The 15,625-nt window shown below is 61.5% G+C and carries 17 protein-coding genes; 9 read left to right on the top strand and 8 right to left on the bottom strand.

Translation table 11 applies throughout. From position 1 onward, the window contains the following. Nucleotides 1-26: 26 nt before the first annotated feature. Genes KTR60_RS27980 through KTR60_RS27960 form a run of 5 tightly spaced genes read right to left on the bottom strand, consistent with a single transcriptional unit; the run spans nt 27 to nt 4,983 of the window. The gene (locus KTR60_RS27980; RefSeq protein WP_228401494.1) at nt 27-1,163 is read right to left on the bottom strand and encodes a CaiB/BaiF CoA transferase family protein; all 1,137 of its coding nucleotides are present in this window, start codon (nt 1,161-1,163) and stop codon (nt 27-29) included. After that, on the bottom strand, nt 1,160-2,257 hold the full coding sequence (locus KTR60_RS27975; protein ID WP_228401493.1) for a hypothetical protein: 1,098 nt from the start codon (nt 2,255-2,257) through the stop codon (nt 1,160-1,162). The genes KTR60_RS27980 and KTR60_RS27975 overlap by 4 nt, the downstream gene beginning before the upstream one ends. Nucleotides 2,258-2,308: 51 nt before the next feature. Beyond that, nucleotides 2,309-3,265 carry an ABC transporter substrate-binding protein gene (locus KTR60_RS27970; RefSeq protein WP_003943065.1) on the bottom strand — a complete coding sequence of 319 codons (957 nt, stop codon included), beginning with the start codon at nt 3,263-3,265 and terminating at the stop codon, nt 2,309-2,311. A gap of 60 nt (nt 3,266-3,325) precedes the next feature. Further along, complete coding sequence (locus KTR60_RS27965; RefSeq protein WP_020971337.1) at nt 3,326-4,099, bottom strand: ABC transporter ATP-binding protein; 774 nt, start codon at nt 4,097-4,099, stop codon at nt 3,326-3,328. Nucleotides 4,100-4,110: 11 nt separating this feature from the next. Beyond that, on the bottom strand, nt 4,111-4,983 hold the full coding sequence (locus KTR60_RS27960) for an ABC transporter permease (protein ID WP_029256682.1): 873 nt from the start codon (nt 4,981-4,983) through the stop codon (nt 4,111-4,113). A 234-nt stretch (nt 4,984-5,217) separates the two neighbouring features. On the opposite strand from KTR60_RS27960, the gene KTR60_RS27955 reads away from it, so the two are divergent. The 3 genes from KTR60_RS27955 to KTR60_RS27945 all read left to right on the top strand — a co-directional run bounded on the left by KTR60_RS27955 (nt 5,218) and on the right by KTR60_RS27945 (nt 8,078). Next, complete coding sequence (locus tag KTR60_RS27955) at nt 5,218-6,108, top strand: LysR family transcriptional regulator (RefSeq protein WP_228401492.1); 891 nt, start codon at nt 5,218-5,220, stop codon at nt 6,106-6,108. After that, complete coding sequence (locus KTR60_RS27950; protein ID WP_228401491.1) at nt 6,105-7,031, top strand: LysR family transcriptional regulator; 927 nt, start codon at nt 6,105-6,107, stop codon at nt 7,029-7,031. The genes KTR60_RS27955 and KTR60_RS27950 overlap by 4 nt, the downstream gene beginning before the upstream one ends. A 186-nt stretch (nt 7,032-7,217) precedes the next feature. Continuing rightward, nucleotides 7,218-8,078 (top strand): alpha/beta hydrolase family protein, encoded by an 861-nt coding sequence (locus KTR60_RS27945; RefSeq protein WP_047272388.1) that lies wholly within the window; start codon nt 7,218-7,220, stop codon nt 8,076-8,078. Between the two features lie 60 nt (nt 8,079-8,138). Here KTR60_RS27945 and KTR60_RS27940 read toward each other — a convergent pair whose 3' ends face one another. After that, the gene (locus KTR60_RS27940) at nt 8,139-8,627 is read right to left on the bottom strand and encodes a hypothetical protein (RefSeq protein ID WP_065456474.1); all 489 of its coding nucleotides are present in this window, start codon (nt 8,625-8,627) and stop codon (nt 8,139-8,141) included. Nucleotides 8,628-8,694: 67 nt separating this feature from the next. Further along, a complete protein-coding gene (locus tag KTR60_RS27935; RefSeq protein WP_136471073.1) occupies nt 8,695-9,594 on the bottom strand; it encodes a LysR family transcriptional regulator in 900 nt (299 codons plus the stop codon). A gap of 119 nt (nt 9,595-9,713) precedes the next feature. Between KTR60_RS27935 and KTR60_RS27930 the strand changes: the two genes are divergently transcribed. From KTR60_RS27930 to KTR60_RS27910, 5 genes are all read left to right on the top strand, one after another. Next, the gene (locus tag KTR60_RS27930; RefSeq protein ID WP_136471071.1) at nt 9,714-10,940 is read left to right on the top strand and encodes an MFS transporter; all 1,227 of its coding nucleotides are present in this window, start codon (nt 9,714-9,716) and stop codon (nt 10,938-10,940) included. 38 nt (nt 10,941-10,978) lie between these two features. After that, nucleotides 10,979-12,439: an amidase gene (locus tag KTR60_RS27925; protein WP_228401490.1), complete on the top strand. Its 1,461-nt coding sequence runs from the start codon at nt 10,979-10,981 to the stop codon at nt 12,437-12,439. A gap of 54 nt (nt 12,440-12,493) precedes the next feature. Beyond that, entirely contained in the window at nt 12,494-13,012 is a 519-nt protein-coding gene (locus KTR60_RS27920; RefSeq protein ID WP_003943230.1) for a MarR family winged helix-turn-helix transcriptional regulator, read from the top strand. A gap of 121 nt (nt 13,013-13,133) precedes the next feature. Continuing rightward, the gene (locus KTR60_RS27915; protein ID WP_192712685.1) at nt 13,134-13,634 is read left to right on the top strand and encodes a hypothetical protein; all 501 of its coding nucleotides are present in this window, start codon (nt 13,134-13,136) and stop codon (nt 13,632-13,634) included. Between the two features lie 55 nt (nt 13,635-13,689). Then, on the top strand, nt 13,690-14,556 hold the full coding sequence (locus KTR60_RS27910) for an NmrA family NAD(P)-binding protein (RefSeq protein ID WP_228401489.1): 867 nt from the start codon (nt 13,690-13,692) through the stop codon (nt 14,554-14,556). 42 nt (nt 14,557-14,598) lie between these two features. On the opposite strand, the gene KTR60_RS27905 is transcribed toward KTR60_RS27910, so the two are convergent. Next, nucleotides 14,599-14,847 (bottom strand): DUF3253 domain-containing protein, encoded by a 249-nt coding sequence (locus tag KTR60_RS27905; RefSeq protein WP_042922952.1) that lies wholly within the window; start codon nt 14,845-14,847, stop codon nt 14,599-14,601. 105 nt (nt 14,848-14,952) lie between these two features. Between KTR60_RS27905 and KTR60_RS27900 the strand changes: the two genes are divergently transcribed. Beyond that, nucleotides 14,953-15,579 (top strand): class I SAM-dependent methyltransferase, encoded by a 627-nt coding sequence (locus KTR60_RS27900; protein WP_228401488.1) that lies wholly within the window; start codon nt 14,953-14,955, stop codon nt 15,577-15,579. Nucleotides 15,580-15,625: the final 46 nt, after the last annotated feature.

Below are 15,625 nucleotides of genomic sequence, written 5' to 3'. Positions count from 1 at the left end.
AGTCAATTTCGACCCGAACGGCGCATTCAGCGCGTCGATGTTGTCCACTCGTTCAAGGCCGGAACCTGTGAAAGTTCAGTTCGTGCCATCGGAGGTTCGGCGCGATAGGGCATGGCAGGCGTCAAATACTGTTCGCCATGTTCGTTGGTGCCGGGGATGAAGGTACGGTTCGCGATCACATCGTCGGCGCAAATTACCTGGTCGTAGTCACGCACAACTGCGGCAACCACTCCGGCCGCAGTGAGATGCTCTACCGCTTCCGCGGCGCTACGGTGGCACAGCTGCTTCTCGATGGTGGCGACGAGGTCAACACGGTTTTCCACGCGCAGAGCGTTGGTGGTGAACCGCGGGTCGTCGGCCAACTCCGGCAGGTCGATTGCCTTGCACAGTTCAATCCAGGCTTGCGGTTGGTAGCCGCTGATCACCAGCTCGCCGTCGACGGCACGAAAGACGTCTGCCGCCGGTGCGACGCTCGGTTGTCCGTTCCCTTTGCGACTCATGGGCTTTCCGGATACCTGCCACTCGATCCAGTTGGCGGTTTGCAAGTGGATTGCGACGTCCAGCAGGGAAACTCGGACGGAGGAGCCCCTGCCGGTGCGTTCGCGCCGCAGTAGCGCTGCCAGTACCGCTTGAGCGACAACGTAGCTCGTTGCATGATCTATGACCGGTGCGCCCACACGTTGTGGCGGGCCATCCGCCTCACCCGTCACCGACATCAGTCCGCTCTCTGCTTGCGCAGCGATGTCGAGCCCGGCGCGGGTGGCGGACGGACCCTCCGCACCGTACCCGCTGACCGAGACGGCGATGATTTCCGGTCGCAGACGTTGGAGTTCGGCAGAGGAGAATCCCAATCGATCGAGGGTTCCCGGGCGAAGATTGTGCAGCAAGATGTCGCTCGATGTGATCAGATCCCGAGCTCGCTGCAGATCGGCGGAGTCTTTGAGGTCGAGGCAGATTGAACGCTTTCCACGGTTGTACCCGTAGAAGATGCCGCGCGCGTAGTCGGCGTCGATTTGTCGGGCCGGTTCACCACCTGGAGGCTCGAGCTTGATGACCTCGGCGCCGAGATCGGACAACTGCTGCCCGGCGCTGGGTATTGCGATCAGTTGACCGATCTCCACTACTCGGACACCTGCCAACGGCAGGTCTACTTCGTCGGTCATCGAATGATCTCCACATGAGGCGAAGTGACATCCTCAGCGGGCTCCAGGCAGCGCGCCAACAGGATGCCTTCGGTGTGGTTGCAGGGGTTCAATCGATTTCTGTCGCCTTCTGCTCCCCCGATGCGGATTGTCACGGTTCCATCGTCATTGCGCTCGAAGTGTGCGTCGTTGAGGTTGACGGTGTGGTCGCGGTACTCGAAGGACTCGAACCAGTGGTTGTACAGCATCACTCCGAAGTAGGTGCAGTCGGGGATGGTGAACGTAATGTCCACGGCAGTAGCGTCTTTCAGTGACCACCAGCCGGCAACGTATTGGTTGGAGCTGGTGCCGTAGAAGTCTCCCCACCCTCGCTGCTCCGAGGTCACGCGAATCTCGTTGGGAGACTGACTGAGTGTTTCGATGAGCTGATTACTGCGTCGAAGGCTCACGTCCATGCCACGAGCAAGTTTCGTGAGGCGCTGGGTCAGCCACGCCGTGTCGAGATCGGGGCGTGCACCAGGCGGCGGACCGAGGCGCTCGATGTGGAGAACAGGATCGATCTCCGCGTTACGCGTCTTGTGATACACACGAACTACTACGTCGAAGCAGCGCTCATCCAGCCGAATGCCGCTGCGCCCCTCCAGCTCTTGTGCGACGAAGATCTCGAAGTTGCCGTCCGCGTCACACACCTTGTCGTCGATGACGATGTTGTCGGCGACCCGGTCGGTCCCAGACGCGCCCACACGATTGGCGAGGACGGCGACGTAGGGCACTGTGCCACGGTTACCGTGAATGCGATATGTCTCGTTGGGGTCGATCATCGCAGTCCAGTAGTCGACGTCGATGCCGTCTCCCCAGAACTTTCGCATCGGTGACATCAGGGTGAAGAGTTCAGGCCGGAGCACGTCTTGGCGCTCGATGTTCATCTCGGCGAGGTATCCGAACAGGCGAAGTGCGTGCCGTACACCTTCGGCGCTGTCCAGCGGCGATCCGGTAGCGGCAGCGGTCGAACCGAATGTCGCAAGGCTGTCGGTGACTGCAGACCAAGCCTCGGTGAGCTGCCGGCGATCGTGCTGGGACTCGGATTGTGTTGACTGGTCAGTGAGTTGTGTCATCGTTTCTTCTCTCTCGTGGTAGACGAACTGGATTGTGTATGGGGGCGTTGGTCAGCAGAGGGGGTCGAAAGGGACGTCTGCGTCGGACTTGCCCGAGGTCTGGTTGTTCACCCATCTGACGTTCTGGGTCCATCGGTCGGCCGAAATCTGCACAGGCCAGAGGCTCTTCTGCGAAGCCCACACCTGGTTGGCTTTGTCAGCAGGAACATTCATTCGCTCGGTGAGAAGTTGAGCTCCTGCTTGCTCGTTCGCGGGATCGGCTATCCACCCTGCTGCGGCCTCGAGCGCCGCACACACGGGGGCAGCAGCATCGGATTCAGCGAATGTGGCTGTCGTGACGAGCACCGTGCCCAGGCCGTATGAACTCACGCCGTCAGAGCCCACCGGGTCTACTTCTGTAATCGCCGTCATCGGAATTCCTTGAGCATCGAATACGGCCTGGCTGGCAGCGGTGAGAACGGCGGCATCTATGTCGCCCTTTCGTGCGAGTGGTATCTGACTCGCGGTGGGTGCCGCTGCGATGAATTGCACCGTGGAGGCGTCGATGTTTCTCTCTGCGAGAAGCTGATTGACGAATTGCTCGGCCGCGCCGCCACGCGACGGTATGGCGATCCGCTTGCCGGGCAGATCCTCGATGGTGGTGATGCCGCTGTCTTTCGTCACGGCGATGGCAAGATCGATCGACCCGTAGGGGGACAGTGGCCGCAGACTCTGCCCTTGCTCTATGGCCGGCACGACGGTTCCGGGTGCACCGACCGCGAGATCGGTTGTACCGCCGATGAGACCGCTGATGAGTTCGGGCCCGTTCTTTCCGTCGATGAGCTCGACGTGGAGGCCTTCCTTGTCGAACATTCCTTGTTGGACAGCGACGTAGACAGGCAGGGACAAAGCACTCGCAGGGTAGACCCCGATGGCGACGCTACCGTCGTTCGGACGCCCTCCCCCTCCACACGCGGAAAGCAGTAGGGCCGCTGCAATGACTGTGCCGACAAAAGGTCGAAGTTTCATGGGATTCCTGTTCCTTGATGGCTGGGCGCATCAGAAATCAAGCTGAGTTGGCTGGGCACATCAGTGGTCGAGCTGACCACGCAGCCGGTTGAAGATTTCGATGTATCGAGGTTCGGCGGTGAGGGTTTCGAGTTCGCGGGGGCGTTCGATGTCAATGCTGACGTCGTCGATCACCCGGCCGGCCCCGAGCAGCAGAACGCGGTCGGAGAGACAGATGGCTTCGCCGAGGTCGTGGGTTACGAAGATGACCGTCCGGCCTACCTGAGATTGCCAAAGCTCGAGGAATTCTCGCTGTACTTCGACTCGGGTTTGCGCATCGAGGGCGGCAAAGGGTTCGTCCATCAACAAGATGTCCGGATCCAGTGCCCACGTTCGGGCCAACGCGACACGCTGGCGCATCCCTTGGGAGAGTTGCCAAGTCCACAGCCGTGACGCCTCGGACATTTGAACGGCCGCAAGCCAGCGCGCTGATTGAGTTCGTCTCTCCGCCTTGGGTACTCCCCTCAATTCGAGACCGTACTCCACGTTCTTCTGCGCTGTTCGCCACGGGAACAGCGCATCTCGGGCCATCATGAAGCCCATCCGAGAACGAGCGTCGAATGGTGTTGTGCCGAGGACCTCAGTCTTCCCTTCTGTTGCGTCCACCAATCCAGCGAGCGCGTTGAGCAGAGTGGTCTTTCCGCAACCGCTCCTGCCGACCAAGCTCACGAACTGTCCGCGAGGGATGGTGAGGTCGAGATTGTCGACCACAGTTTTCGCCGACCCGTCGGGTGAGGGGAAGGATATCGTCAGTCCGTCGAGTTGTACGGCGGGTGTAATCACGTTGGTATCCATGATGATTCCTGTCATCGTCGAGCCGGCGGCTGCCACCGAAGGAGGTAGCGCTCGGCGAAGTTCATGACCTGGTTGAGGACGACTGCGACGATTGCGAGAAGTATGAGGATCGCGTAGACCGCTTCCATCCGGAACTGGGCCGAGTAGATCGACACAAGCTGGCCCAGCCCGTCCCGTGACGAGATCAGTTCCGAACCGACAACGCCAAGTAGCGAATAGATCAGCCCCAACCGAAGACCGGCAAAAATGCCAGGTGTTGCGACGGGGAGGAGGATGTGCCAGAACACCTGTGTCTTACTGGCATTCAGGACAGTGGATAGTCGGAGCCATTCGTCGTCCACCGACTTCACACCGGCTCGTGCACTCGAGCAGACGATGAAGAAGACGAGTGTGAACGCGAGAGCGACCTTCGCCGTCATCGTGATTCCGAAGATGACGATAAGCAGAGGCGCCAGCGCAAGACGTGGCATGGCATTCGCCGCATCCAGGAACGGACTCATGATGCGTTCGAGGGTCGGAAGCAGTCCGAGAGAGAGTCCGACCGCCACCCCGACTGCGCTAGCGAGGATCCACGCGATCACGACGGCAGTCATCGTGGCACGCAAGTTCGACGAAATCTCGCCCGACTGCACCGCTGCGGTGAAGTAGGCCCAGGCCTCGCCTGGCGTTTTGGCCAGAACTGGCTCGATCCAACCTTGCGATGCGACGAGCTGCCACGCTCCGAGTAGGACCAGAAGCAGCGCGACCTGGGCCAGTCGTACCCCGATGGTGAGTCGCGTACCGGATCGACGCTGTCGAGCGGGCTTCGGCTCAGAGCGTGCCCGCCTCGCAGAACGGGGTGACGTAGCACCGGATGGCGAACTTGCGGTGATGGTTTCGGTCATTTCGGCGCCTCCTCCGTGGTGCTCGCAGGCGGCGATAGGTGCTCGACAAAAGCAGACGGGTGCCTCTGGTCGAAGCTCCCCGGGTTGTTGCTCACTGCGTTCATATGTGAAGCAGATCACGGGATTCTTCTTCCCGTCTACGCCACATTCGAGAGGTATGCCATAGGGTTTCCCTATGCCTGACGGGCGCAAAATCGGGCGCGCGCGAGGACTGCCACGAGAAGGGAACCCCGAATGGACCGGCGTCATCTGGAATACTTTCTCGCCCTTGCTGATCGGGGCAGCATTTCCGCTGCGGCTCGCGGACTGGGGGTCAGCCAGCCGACAATCTCGGAGGCTCTCGCCAGAATGGAGAAAGAGTGCGGCCTGACGCTCGTCCGCCGTGGATCGCGGGGAGTCACCCTGACCGACGCTGGACGCGATCTCACAGGTCCGGCGGCCCAAGTACTTCGGGCATACCGGGATTTGGATCACGCTTTGCATCCATTGAACGTCGTGCAGCGGGGTCGGCTAACGGTCGTGTGTCCGCGAACATTGGCGCGTGATCCAGCGGCCACAGCCCTGGGTGCGTTCAAAAGAAAGTTTCCGAATGTTGCGGTGACGATGCTCAGCAACGACACCGACGGAATCGGAACGGTGGTCGCCTCGGGTCAGGCTGATATTGGGCTCGGGGTGGACGAGGTGTTCGACGAGGGCGTTGAACGTATCCTTCTCGGCCGGCAACAAATCGTTGCGCTGGTGCCGGCCGCACGAAGTGAAGGCGAGGGGGCGGCGGCGTTGACGGATCTGTTGCGAATCGGATTGATCACCGGCCCGCGTGACGATGTCACTCGGCGACTGTTGGCGGAACGCCTGGGCGAAGGCACTGTGGACGAGGCGGTGGTTGCGGAGACTATCTCTGTGGCTTCGATGATCCCACTTGTACGCGCGGGAGTCGGTGTCGCTTTCCTTCCCGAATCTGTCGCCGATACAGTCGGAGAAGGTGTGGTGCTGTGTCGTACTCGGCCCCCGCTCACTCGTGATATCTGGATGTTCCACGGTTCGACGCCATCGCCTGCGGCACAAGCGTTTATCGAGACGACCAGCCGATTACGTGACGAAGGTGGAATGGGGAACGCCGGATGAGCAAGTTCGGAGAGTCCGCCACCCCGCGAATCGATCCGCGGCAGCTACAAGACTTCCTTGCCGTCGTCGAACACGGCAGTATCACGGCGGCAGCGGCAAATCAGTTCACGGGAACATCGAGCGTCTCTCAATCAATTGCGCGGCTCGAAAGACGCGTCGGAGGACGGCTTTTCAATCGAGGCCGGACCGGCGCGACGCTGACTGCGCGCGGACGGAATCTCATCGATCCAGCACGCGAAGCGCTGGCCGCGCTCGACCGATTAGTAGTCGAGCGCGAGTTCTTACTGTCAGCAGTCCCCCACCTCAGTGTTGCCACGACAGCGAGCCTTGCGGACGATCCCGCAGCGGTACTGCTCGGAGCGCTGCGCACGGAGGTGCCGAACCTGAGGATCACCATCTCGGATCCGCCTGGGTCGTCCGTGGCCGATGCGATTCATCCGGTCATGGCAGGCACCGCTGACGTGGCAATAATGGAGTCGCCGCCCACCGGTGTTCCCGGGACGCGCACGGTGCGCCTCCCGGACCACAAGTTGCGGCTCGTCTGCCCGCCCGGTACCCCGCCACCGGTGGACGGGGTATTCATCGGCGAAGATCTCATGCGCATCGGCTTGGTTGTCGCACCACGGTTCGAAACTTCCGATGTCTATCGCCATCTGCGGTCGATCGAACCGCGAATCGACCACGCATTCGTGATGAGGTCACAGCACCGCGATGCCTTCGCGGATTTCGCGTACGAAGGGATCGGTGCTGTCATCCTCGAACTCTCCAGTGCCGAGCGAGCATCCGAACGCGGGTGCACTGTGGGCGAGATATTCGAACTGCCCCCACGGAAGATCGCAGCCGTGGCAAGGGACGGCCCGAACACGCAGATCGTCGAACATTTCCTACGGCTGTGTGCCGAGCAATCCGCGCGGAAGCCGTAGGCCGAGGCGATCTCGACCTTGCGCTCTGGGTATTCGCGTCGGCCGGGCGTCCACCGAGAACGATGATTTTGTCCACAGACACAACCCTTCTGGGATAGTCCGTTTCCTGAAACATAGCCGACGGGTTGCCTTCCCGTGAATATGTAATACACGTCACTCCGGATCAACTTCGAAAGGTTGACTTTCATGCGAAAGTCTCTGAAACATTTCGTGAATGCTGCAGCGGCGGTTGCGTTGTGCGCGACGCTAGGACTCACGGGCGCAACCGGAACAGCGGCTGCCGATGCGCCCGGCATCCCGAGCGTCGGGCACGATTGGGCGAGTGCAGGGCCGTACACGCCGAACGTCTCGATCGGGCTGGTGCACACTCTGTACTACCCGCGCCAGCTCGGCGCGCGCGGCGAGAAGCACCCTGTTGTGATCTGGGGGAACGGAACCGGTGTGCTCCCCGGTGCGTACACCTCTTTGTTGCGCCACTACGCCAGCCACGGATTCATCGTGGTCGCCGCCAATACCCCGGCAAGCAATTTCGCCATCACCATGCGGTCGGGAATCGACCTCATCGCGGACAAGGCGGCCAGCCCGTCGAGCGTCTTCTTCGGCAAAGTCGACCTGGAACACATTGGTGCGGTGGGGCACTCGCAGGGCGGGTCTGCGGCGATCAACGCGGCGATCGACGACCGCGTCGACACCGCCGTCGCGATCCAACCAGGCCCGCTCAATGATGTCGATCTCATCGACGAGCCCGTTCTCTATCTGGCCGGCCAGGCCGACGCAATCGTTTGGCCGGCGATCGTGCGGGCGATGTACGAGGACGCCGACCACGTGCCTGCCGAGTATCTGGAACTGCGCGGCGCCACGCACTTCGGTACGGCGATCAACGGCGGCGATATGCGCGGGCCGAGCACGGCGTGGCTGCGGTACTGGCTACTCGACGATCCGAACGCTCGCACCGAGTTCTTCGGAGCGAGCTGTGGATACTGCACTGACACCCAGCAGTTCTCCGATTTCGACCGCAACGATCTGGCCCGGCAGATCCCGGGCTGACGGTAAGTCGGGAGTCGAAGACGAACGACCTGTCTGTTCAGATCGGCGGAGTCGCGAAGCTCAGATGACGACGTAGCCGTACATTCGTTCGCCCTGAGCCACAGCTCTGGTCGCTAGTTCGGCGAAGGCGGTCAGGAACGGCACTGAGTCCTCCGACGGTTCACTCGTCTCGTCGATTGCCCAGGCCGCCGCAGCGGCGGCGACACCGTCAGCGTTCAATTCCGCTAGTGCATCGCGTAATTCGTCGGTAACCGTGAGCACGAGGGTGTCGCCGTCGTCGCTCATTGCGACGAGTTTCCCGCAGCGTGGACCTTTTGCTACCTCGTCGTAGGGGCGAGCGGTGAGGGCTGCCTCCAGTCGGCCGAGCGCGACAACTGGATCGACGCCTTTCGCCTGCAGAACTGGAGTCCCACTCGCAGCCAACTGGATCCGCGGGCGAGAAGCTGCGTTCGCCTCCATCACCTCTGGTTCCAAGTCGACGAGTCCCTCGAGGGCAGAGGTGGCATGCTCATCCGTGCGCGCGGTGAAGTAGTCGGTGATCGCAGACATGGCGCGATCATCTCACACACGATGCATCTCAACGCCCCGGACTCCTTCCGCGACTTACTGATCGACGTCAGGAGGGACAGGTGTGTGCTTCCTCGATTGCTTTCGCGAAAGCGCGAAGTCGTGGGCTTTCGAGATCGGTACGCCACACGAGACCCAAAGCAGATTCGGGTAATCCGTTGATCGGTACGAATGTGATGTCCGAGCGCTGGCTGTATGCAGCGGTTGCAGCGCAGAGGATGAGGCCGACCTGACTGAATGCGACCTGCGACAGGCCTTCCTGAACGGTGCTCGCCCCACCCTGCGTGGTAATCGTGGCTCCGCCCGGCGTCGTGCTCGGGGAATTCACACGCTGCCAATAGTCGGGGGCGGGGCCGGTGATGGGTACGAGACAGATCTGCGCCAACTGCTCGGCGTCGATCACGCCCAGTTCGCTGAACGGGTGATGGACTGAGACGGCGAGGGTCTGGGGCTGTCGAGAAAAGACGAGCCCGGTTGTCAGTTCCGGCTCATCTACGGGGAGAAGGGCCACTGCCGCATCGATTCGCCCGGCGAGTACATCACTGAACGGATCACCCAGGGGTAATTCTTTGATGGTCACGCATGTTTGCGGATGTTGTATCTCGAAACGAGAGACAGCAGCCGCGATCGAATCGTAAATTGCTCCTTGGAAACCCACCCGAAACGGCGTCGGCGTGTTGCGTGCTCTTGACTGAGCGTCCTCGATTACTCCGACAAGCGCACGATGCGCGGGAGCCAACGACGCAAGAAAATCGGCACCGAATTCAGTCAGGTGCACGCGGCGACTGGTGCGCGCCACCAGGCTGGTGCCGATACGACGCTCCAACGCGCTGATCAGCTGACTCACTCGGCTCTGGGAGATGAACAGCCGCTCGCCGGTGCGACCGAAGTGCAGTTCTTCAGCGAGAACGAGGAAGCACTCGATCTCACGCATCGGGGGCTCCGACATTTTCACTCCGACCTTCGACTCATTCGACCACTCCATCATGGCTCATCGATGAATTGAGCTAATGGTTGGATGAGCGATTCGCCGTTGATCCTTCGGCGTGCAGGAGCTTCTCTGGTTACATGCCCCACTCCGCATCTGCACAGAACAGCCCTGCGTCCACGTCCTCAACCCACGCACACACCATTGAGAACCACTGGGCTGCGGTCGCGCTGATCGCAGCGTCCACCTTCATCGTTGTCGCGGCAGAGATGATGCCGGTCGGGCTACTCACCCCGATTGGTGCTGCTCTGGTGGAAAGTGAAGGGACCATAGGACTCTCACTGGCCATTACCGGATTGGTGGCAGCGGCCTCTGCCCCGTTTGTGCCCATCGTGACCCGGCGCTTCGATCGTCGGTCGACGCTTATCGTTCTGATGCTTGTAGTCGCAGCGGCGAACGCCCTCACGGCCCTTGCTCCGAGCTTCGTTGTCCTCGCTGTGGCTCGCGTCCTTCTAGGCGTGAGCATGGGCGGAGTCTGGGCACTCGCCGCAAGCCTGGCTCCCAGGTTGGTGGAGACCAGATCCGTCGGGTTGGCGACCACGATCATCTTCAGCGGAATCGCTGTTGCCTCAGTTCTCGGTGTCCCTGCTGGGACGTATATCGGGGCAGTCGCCGGATGGAGCGTGGCGTTCTGGACTCTCAGCTGCGCCGCGACGCTGATCGCGATCGCCATGATCGCTGTCCTACCCACGATGCCAGCTGATCGGGCCTTGTCGCTCGGGAGTCTCGTGGCGGCCTTTCGGAACCCAGGAGTCCGGGTCGGATTTGCGATTACTGCGCTCATCGTCACCGCTCATTTCGCGGCGTACACCTATGTGCGTCCGGGGCTGGAGTTCTTCGCAGGGTTGAGCCCTGCACAGATCGGCACGATGCTCTTGATCTACGGGGCTCTGGGCGTCGTCGGCAACTTCATTGCCGGGCCATCTGCAGCCAAGTCTCCGAAGACTGTGGTCGTCATCCTCAGCGCGGGAGTAGCGGTCACACTCGCCCTGTTTCCGATCTCGGCTACCACCTTGATCGCAGCTGCTCTGCTCATGGCGGCTTGGGGCCTCTTCTACGGTGGTGTATCGGTGAGTACTCAAACATGGATCGCACAAGCAGCTCCCGTTCACCGCGAGGCCGCTTCTGCTCTGTGGGTTGCAGTCTTCAATGCAAGCATCGCCCTCGGCGCGTTCGCGGGTGGACGCATTCACGACCACTCCGGTTCCGAAACGGTCTTCTGGACAGCCGCGGGAATCGCAACTCTGGCAATGCTGCTCGCGACATTCCGCAATCCCGTCGTGGCAAAGCGCGAACTGACAACCTAGTCGCCTACACAAACCTTCATAGAGGCAGGACAACAGATATGCACCAGACACCCGCTTCGGCATTCATGGATGTGGCCGAGTTGCTCGAACGCTACCGGGACAAATCGCTTTCTCCGGTGGACGTGCTCGAGTCCACCATCGAACGTATCGAGGCGCTCAACCCAACCTTGAACGCAGTGGGACACACTTTCTTCGCTACTGCACGAGTACAAGCGAAGTCAGCGGAACGCCACTACGCCCGCGGCTCGGATGTCAGCCTTCCGCTCGCCGGTGTTCCCGTTGTGGTGAAAGAGGATGAAGCGGTACAAGGCCAACCTTGGACTCAAGGGTCCAAGGTCTATGAGGATGTGATCGCCACTCACACTTCCACTTTCGTGCAGCGAATCATCGACGCCGGTGCGATCGTCCACGCGCGATCGACGGCGCCCGAATTCTCCTCGGCCGCGTTCACACAGTCCGAGTTGTGGGGCGTCACTCGCAATCCGTGGAACACGAAATACTCCTCCGGCGGGTCTTCCGGTGGATCGGCAGTCGCACTTGCCACGGGGATGACGCACTTGGCTACCGGTTCCGATGTTGCAGGATCGATCCGAACTCCGTCGTCTCTCAACGGAATTGTCGGGTTCAAGCCACCGCATGGCCGTGTCCCCGTTGATCCGCCCTTCAATCTCGATCGCTACTGCCACTGCGGTCCGATGGCTCGCACCGTAAGTGATTGCCTCACACTGCAGTCGGTCATCGCGGGACCGACCTCCACTGACATTGCCTCGCATGTACCGGCATCGCCGCTGTCCGGCCTCGCAACGCATTCGTTGACAGGAATGCGTATCGCCGTGATCCCCGCGTTGGGTGACTGGCCGGTTGATCCGGACGTTGCCGCCAACACCGCCAAGTTGGTGGACACCCTCACTGCGCTGGGCGCACGCGCGGAGATCATCGAAGTCGACTTGTCACGCGCTGCAATCATGCGTGCGGCCGCCATTCACTACGATCACGTGTTCGGTGCATCGATCTCCGCCGAAGCGTCCGCGCACCCCGACAAAGTCACGGAGTACGCGAAGGAATTCGCCCGATGGGCCCGCCGCATCCGTGGTGACGCGACTTTCCTCGACGGACTCGCGATCGAAGCCGAACTGTATTCGTCGATCGGATCCCTGTTCGACACCTATGACGCGTTGATCACTCCGGCAGTGGCGACGGAGGGCTTTCTTGCCGGCGACGACTACGTGGGGCACGGAATCAATGTGGCTGGAACAGAATTGGAGTTCTACCTCGAGGCTGTACCGGCCATCACCTTCAACATCCTGAGTAGCTGCCCGGTGCTGACAATCCCCACCGGTTTCGCTCGGAACGGAATCCCCACGGGCACACAGATAGTTACGCGACCGTACGACGACCAGACGGCCTTTGCGATTGGGCTCGCCCTCGAGAAGGTCCTGCCGTATCCCGGCAATCACCTGGACTGCCATGCGGCCCCGCAGGTATTGTTCGGCGTTTGAAGCTAGCTCTGGTGGAGGGTTGACCAGAATGTAGTTAGGTGCCATATTAGTTGCATGGCAGTGGACGGAACCGATCACGACTCACCCACGTTGGATCAGGCGCGGCGGCAGTTGGAGCACTACGGCCTCGGGTCCGATCCGCAGGCTGTGCTGGTTGCGGTGCGGCTGATCTCGGCGGGCGCGCGACTCGGTCGAGCGACCGAGGTTCACTTCGCGAGGTATGGACTGTCGACCGGCCGTTACCGACTGCTTGCGGATCTGGAAGACCACGACGGGGAGAAATCTCCCTCGCGACTGGCCGCTGATCTCGGCGTCTCGCGGGCCACGGTCACCGGCTTGGTCGATGGGCTCGAGCAGGAGGGTTTGGTCGCTCGACGTCCGTCCGCGGAGGACGGGCGTGGTGCGGTGGTCGTCCTGACTGCTCGTGGTGCTCAGCGGTTACGTGACATGGCGCCCGAACACTTTGCTCGTCTCGAGGAAATGGTCGACGAGCTCACTGTCGACGAGCGTGCGGTTTTTTTGGATCTGCTCTCGCGGGTCGTTCGCGGTATCGGTGCGCTGACTGCGGAGTAGTCGGCTGGGATTACAAGTATTCGCGTAGCGATTCGAATCGTCTTCAATTCTCGACAGAGACTTCTCTCTTCATGCCCAAATAGTTAGTCACCTAATTATTATCGGAAAGTTGGCCTCCTTCATGTCCGGACTCACCCCGCCGATCCGTCGCGAAAACAAAAGGGAGATAACCGATTCCAATCGAATCGACCCGGTTGCCGATCGTCGCGGCGCACGACCTTTCATCCTGTGGAGAGAGGTGCTGGTCGCCTACCTTGCCCCTGCGCTGATGGCGGGTGCGGGCGGAGTCGCATCCGGCCAATCGGGCCTCACGATGGCGGCATTTACGTCCATCGCGGGCACGTCGGCAGTGGTGGCGTTGCTGATCGGCTCCTGGCTGCAGCGTCGCGGGAGGTCACGGCCGTGGACCACGACACTGCCTCGCGTCATGGTGGCGGCAATTCTTGCCGTCGGAGCCGCTGTGATTGCTGGTCTCGTCGGGTGGTTCGCCTCCCGTTGGCTACCAGCTCACACGAGCGTGGTCGACACTGCTTGGCTTGCTCGCCTGCAACTCGATCTACCGATATCTGCCGCTGTCGCTGCCGTCATCGTCAGCTGGCGATGGCGCCGTCAGAATCCCTGACCGACAACATATGTCAACGATCCCCGGCTTCCCGGGGAAGACCGAAAGGAACACGATGATCGTCATCATGGGAGCGTCCGGAACCACAGGCGGCGCGTTGCTACACAGTCTCGCATCCTCGGGTGTGCCGAGCCGAGCGCTGTCCCGCGACCCGGACAGGCTGCGCGCCCACCTCGGCGACTTGGCCGACGGTTTGGTCGAAGTAGTGCCGGCCGATGCCGCAGACTCAACTTCGCTGCGCACGGCTTTCGAAGGGGCCGAACAACTTTTCCTCGCCATGGCCAACGGCCTCGAACAGGTCGAGCTCGAAACGCGTGTGATAGACATAGCCGCCGAGAGCGGCGTCGAACACATCGTCAAGATCTCCGACCCCGCCGCCGCGGCCGACTCCCCCATCGCTCTCTCCCGCGGCCACCACGCCGTCGGCGAACACCTGCGTGCATCCGGGATCCGCCACACTCTGCTCCGCCCTTATGCGTTCATGCAGAATCTGTTGCTCCTGGCTCCGGCGGTGGCTGCGCAAGGGGTGATTCTGGGCGCGATGCGGGACGCGCCGTGCAACTGGATCGACAGCCGAGATATCGGTGACGTCGCCGCGGCCGTGCTCACACGCGCCGACCTCGCCGGCGGCACCTACGTCCTGACGGGCAGCGAGGCAGTCGGCTACGGCGGCATCGCCGATTCTCTGACCCGCATGCTCGATCGCCCCGTCCAATATATCGACCTGCCACCGCACGAACTTCGGCAAAACCTCGTCGATCATGCCCACATGCCTCCGTGGCTGGCCGAGCACATTCTGGAGATCCAGCAACTTGCCGTCTCGCGCCCGGAGTCACCCACCGACACGGTGGCACGTGTCCTGGGGCGTGAGCCACGAACCCTGGATGCGTTCCTGCGTGAGCATCTGGACCGTTTCCGCTGATTCACGCTGCGAGAGCAGTGCCGCCAGCAGTCATGCGGTTGATCAACGAGCCCACCGAATCCTGATCGGACCTCGTACGGATTCCAGGTCGACGACTTCGCCGCCTTGGGTGATCTGCACTTCGCCGTGGGCCACCATGTGGCGGGCAGCCTCTCGGACGGGTTCCATCAGCGGACGCCAATTGTCGGGTGCTGCTGCGCGGGCCACGTCGGAGGGGCAGATGCTCGACTCGGCCGATCGGGCATTGAGTAGTTCGCGGATCTTCGCCGCCAGTTCTTTCTCTTCCACCATATGACCTCAGTTTCCGGTCGTGACCGTAGGCCTTCAACAGAGTATGAACCTTCGGTTCGGCGAGTTGTGGCGAAGGAATGGTGCACATCGATAATTATTGACGGCGTGGAGAATTCGAGTGCAACGCGCCGCGACGTAGTCCGAAAGTCGTATTCGGCCAGATCCCAGGAGTACACGGACCTCTTCGGCTCGATGGATTCGACGCACGTATCTGATCGGGACCTGGTGACCAGCTGGGCTGCCACTTTGACCGGCCCCGTACTCGACGCCGGGTGCGGGCCGGGGCAGTGGACAGACTTTCTGGCCCAGGCCGGGCTGGCTGTGAGCGGGATCGATCTCGTGCCCGAGTTCGTCGAACGAGCACGCAACCAATACCCGGATCTTTCCTTCGAGGTCGGGGGCTTCGAGGCGTTGGACGCGAAAACGAATTCACTGGGCGGCGTGCTGTCCTGGTACTCGCTCATTCACCATCACCCGCAAGATATCGAGGCACCGCTCGCTGAATTCGCGCGCGTGATCCGCCCAGGTGGTGGGTTGCTCGTGGGCTTCTTCGAAGGCACAACGGTAGAGCCTTTTGATCACGCCGCGACGACTGGTTATCGATGGCCGGTGACCGAACTGGCCCAAATGCTGGTCACAGCGGGTTTCGACGTGATCGAGACCCATACCCGGACGGGGAGCGGTTACAGGCCGCACGGCGCAATCACTGCCAGCCGGCGCGGCGTCGAATAGCGGATCGAGACAGCGGATCGAGACAGGGCGAGCAATTCTCTTTCAT

The sequence above is a fragment of the Rhodococcus sp. C1 genome (assembly GCF_020809065.1).
Lineage (GTDB): Bacteria > Actinomycetota > Actinomycetes > Mycobacteriales > Mycobacteriaceae > Rhodococcus_F > Rhodococcus_F qingshengii.
The sequence above is the reverse complement of the archived record's forward strand: the minus strand, read 5'-3'. Positions and strand labels throughout refer to the sequence as shown.